The 3945-nt window shown below is 72.9% G+C and carries 3 protein-coding genes; 2 read left to right on the plus strand and 1 reads right to left on the minus strand.

Annotated features, from left to right (window positions below):
- Both AE652_RS23910 and AE652_RS23915 read left to right on the plus strand, forming a co-directional pair.
- Nucleotides 1-1359, plus strand: a 1359-nt coding sequence (locus AE652_RS23910; protein ID WP_049654848.1) for a peptidoglycan binding domain-containing protein, incomplete at its 5' end; no start/stop codon positions are given.
- A 165-nt stretch (nucleotides 1360-1524) separates the two neighbouring features.
- On the plus strand, nucleotides 1525-3237 hold the full coding sequence (locus AE652_RS23915; RefSeq protein ID WP_049654851.1) for an ABC transporter family substrate-binding protein: 1713 nt from the start codon (nucleotides 1525-1527) through the stop codon (nucleotides 3235-3237).
- 13 nt (nucleotides 3238-3250) lie between these two features.
- On the opposite strand, the gene AE652_RS23920 is transcribed toward AE652_RS23915, so the two are convergent.
- Nucleotides 3251-3945, minus strand: a 695-nt coding sequence (locus AE652_RS23920) for an ABC transporter ATP-binding protein (RefSeq protein ID WP_049654855.1), incomplete at its 5' end; no start/stop codon positions are given.

A 3945-nucleotide genomic window follows, 5' to 3' on the forward strand; every position in this document is an offset into this window, starting at 1 on the left:
ATACCCGGCCTGCCCCGGAACGGCGCCCCGCACGGCGCCGACGGCCGTCCGCAGCCGGGCCTGTTCGCCTCGGCCCCGACCGGCACCGACCCGTTCGCCGCCCAGCGCCCGACCGCTCCCGGCCAGGACGCCCCCGCCACCCCGGCGGGCCCCGGCGCCCTCTTCCCGGGCGCTCCCGGCGGCGCCCCGCAGCCCGGCGACCCGGAGGCCACCGCGGTCACCCCGCTGCCGGCCCCGGCCCCCGGCCCCCGGCCCGAGGCCGCCACGGACACCAAGGGCGGCAAGGGCAAGGGCGGCAAGGGTGGAAAGGGCAGCAAGGACGCCAAGGGCGACAAGGCCGCCCCCGCTCCGGCCCCCGCCAAGGCGAAGGCCGAGCCCGCCGCCCCCGCCAAGGCCAAGCGCGGCGGAGCCGGCAAGAAGCTGGTCAAGCTGGGCGTCTACGGCGGCGTCGCGGTGCTGTTCCTCGGCGCGGCCGCGTACGGCACCGGCCTGATGCTCAACCAGTCCGACGTCCCCAAGGGCACCGTGGTGCTCGGCGCCGAGATCGGCGGCAGCAGCCGCGACCAGGCGATCCACCAGCTGGACGAGTCGGTCGGCAAGGCCGGCCAGCAGCCGCTCAAGCTGAAGATCGGCGACCAGGCCGTGGACCTCGACCCGGCGGTCGCCGGGCTGAGCTTCGACACCACCGCCACCGTGGACGGCCTGGCCCAGCACAGCTACAACCCGGTCGACGTCATCAAGTCGCTCCAGGGCGGCACCAAGGCCGTCGCCCCGGAGGTCAAGGTCGACAAGGCCAAGCTCCGGGCCGCCCTGGACACCCTCGCGGCCGGCTCCGGCCAGGGCCTCCAGGAGGGCTACATCAAGTTCGGCGACGTCAACGGCGAGCCGATCGTCGTGCCCGGCCGGGCCGGGCAGGCGGTGGAGTCGGCGAGCGCCCTGGAGGCGATCGAGCAGGCCTACCGCGACCGCGCCGACGGCAAGCCCGACCAGCCGATCGCCCTCGCCGTCACGGCCGCCCAGCCGAAGATCTCCACCCAGGCCCTCCAGGCCGCCGCCGACAGCCTCGGCAAGCAGATCGCCGCGGGCAAGGTGCACGTCGTGGCCGGCGCGAAGACCTGGGACTTCGGCCCCAAGACCGCGGCCAAGGCGCTCACGCTCGTCCCGGACGCCTCCGGCAAGATCGTGCCCAAGTGGGACCTCGACGCGCTCGCCGCCCAGCTGGGCACCGCGTTCGACAAGGTGAAGGTCAAGAAGAACGGCCAGGTCGCCGCGATCACCCCGCAGGACGTCGCGGACGGCATCACCTCGGTGTTCGACAAGACCGGCGACAAGGACCGCACCTTCAAGTTCGTGGTCTGACCCGTCCGCGGTCGGACACCCGCACGGTCGGGCGCGTCCGCCCCCGACGAACCCGCGCCCACGGGGGGCGGGCCCGCATCCGGGCCCGCCCCTCGACAACGCCCCCTCCCGGTCAGCAAGATGTGACGCCACACCATCCGCCACATCCACCCCGGGAGCACGCCGATGCACCGCCGCCTCCAGCACCACGGGACGGCCCTGCTCGCCGGTCTCACCGCCCTCACGCTCTCGCTGGCGCTCTGCTCCTGCACCGCCGGCCAGGGCGGCGGCGACGCGCTGCCCTCCGGCACCACAGCGCCCAAGCTGACCGCGATCGACATCAACCCGCACGACCGGGCCCGACTGCGCCAGGGCGGCACCCTGAACCTGGCGATCGCCCAGTTCTCCCGCCAGTGGTCGCCGATCCACGCCGACGGCAGCGAGTCCTCGACCGTCATGGTCAGCAAGCCGCTGCTGCCGACCTTCTTCCGCTCGGACGCCGCCGGCACCCAGACGCCCAACCCCGCCTACCTGCAGGAGGCGCACGCCGAGCTCAGGGACGGCCGGCAGGTGGTCACCTGGACGCTCAACCCGAAGGCCCACTGGTCCGACGGCACCCCGATCACCTGGCGCGACATCGAGGCCAACTGGCGTGCCCTGAACGGGAAGGACCCGGCCTACAAGGCCTCCAGCAGCACCGGCTTCGAGCTGGTCTCGGCGGTCGAGCGCGGCAAGGACGACTACCAGGCCGTGATGACCTTCGACCGCCCGTTCTCCGAGTGGCAGTCGATGTTCAACAGCGCCGGCAACGCCCCGCTGCTGCCGGCCAGTAGGGTCTCCACCCCGGAGCTGTTCAACAGCTCCTACCTGGACGGGTTCCCGGTCAGCGCCGGCCCGTTCAAGGTCGAGCAGCTGGACCGCGCCACCCAGACCGTCACGCTGGTCGCCGACCCCTCCTGGTGGGGCGACAAGCCCGTGCTGGACCGGATCGTCTTCCACGCGATGCTGCCCGACGCGATGCCCGCCGCCTTCGCCCAGGGCCGGATCGACCTCGTCAACAACGGCCCGGACGTGGCCGGTTACCAGGTCATCAGGAACACCAAGGGCGCCGTGGTGCGCCGGGCCGGCGGCCCGGACTTCCGCCAGCTCACCCTGAACGCCCGCACCCCGGCGCTCAGCGACGCGACCGTGCGCCAGGCCGTCTTCCAGGCGATCAACCGGGACGTGGTGATCCGCGCCGACCTCAACGGCCTGGACTGGCCCGCCGTCCCGCTCAACAACCACCTGCTGGTCACCAACCAGAACGGCTACCGCGACAACTCCCTGGGCCTGGCCCGCTACGACCCCGCCGAGGCCGCCCGCAAGCTGGACGCGGCCGGCTGGAAGCTGGACGGCGACGTACGGAAGAAGGACGGCCGCGAGCTGAACCTGCGGATGGTCGTCCCGGCCGGCGTCACCCCGGCCCAGAGCGAGGCCGCCAACGCCACCGCCATGCTCAAGGACGTCGGCATCAAGGTGACCACGGTGACCGCCCCCGCCAACGAGTTCTTCGACCGGTACGTCAACCGCGACGACTTCGACATCGCCGCCTACTCGCTGATCGGCACCCCCTTCCCGGCCAGCGGCAACCGCGCCAACTTCGTCCAGAGCGGCGGCACCAACCACGTCGGCGCGGGCAGCCCGGCGGTGGACGCCGCGCTCGACCGGGCCGCCGCCGCGGCCGACGCGGGCACCGCCTCCGAGGCGATCAACCAGGCCGACGGCGAGCTCTGGAAGGTGGCCGGCGTCCTGCCGCTCTACCAGCGCCCGCAGCTGTACGGGGCCCGCGCCGACCTCGCCAACATCGGCGCGCAGGGCCTGTCCGACATCGTCTGGGAGAACGTCGGCTTCGTGAAGTAGCGGGTGGACGGGCTCAGCCGTGCAGCGTCTCGCGCCAGTAGTGGCAGGCGCTGCGGCGGCCCGCCAGCTCCGTCCCGTACTCGCTGGTGACCGGTGTCAGCGCCGGGAGTTCGGTGCGGCAGCGGTCCTGCGCCCGGTCGCAGCGCGGGTTGAAGGCGCAGCCCTCCGGCAGGCTCAGCAGGCTCGGCGGCAGGCCCTTGATGGCGTGCAGGTTCTGGCCCTTCTGGTCGAGCCGGGGGATCGAGTCCAGCAGGCCCCGGGTGTACGGGTGCGCGGGCCGGGCGTACAACTCCCTTACGGGGGCGGTCTCCACGATCCGGCCCGCGTACATCACCGCGATCTTGTCCGCGACGTCGGCGACCACGCCGAGGTCGTGGGTGATCAGGATCAGCCCCATGTTGTACTCGGCCTGCAAGTCGGCCAGCAGGTCCATCACCTGTGCCTGCACCGTCACGTCCAGCGCCGTGGTCGGCTCGTCCGCGATGATCAGGTCCGGCTCCAGCGCCAGCGCCATCGCGATCATGATCCGCTGCCGCATCCCGCCGGAGAACTGGTGCGGGAAGTCCCCGACACGCTGCCTGGCGGCCGGGATGCGCACCCGGTCCATCAGCTCGACGGCCTTCTCCTTCGCCTCCTTGCGGGACACCCCCCGGTGCGCCCGGAACATCTCGCCGAGCTGGTAGCCCACGCTGAGCACCGGGTTCAGCG

Origin of the sequence: Kitasatospora sp. MY 5-36 (assembly GCF_001182915.1) — a bacterium.
In the GTDB taxonomy this organism is placed as follows: Bacteria; Actinomycetota; Actinomycetes; order Streptomycetales; family Streptomycetaceae; genus Kitasatospora.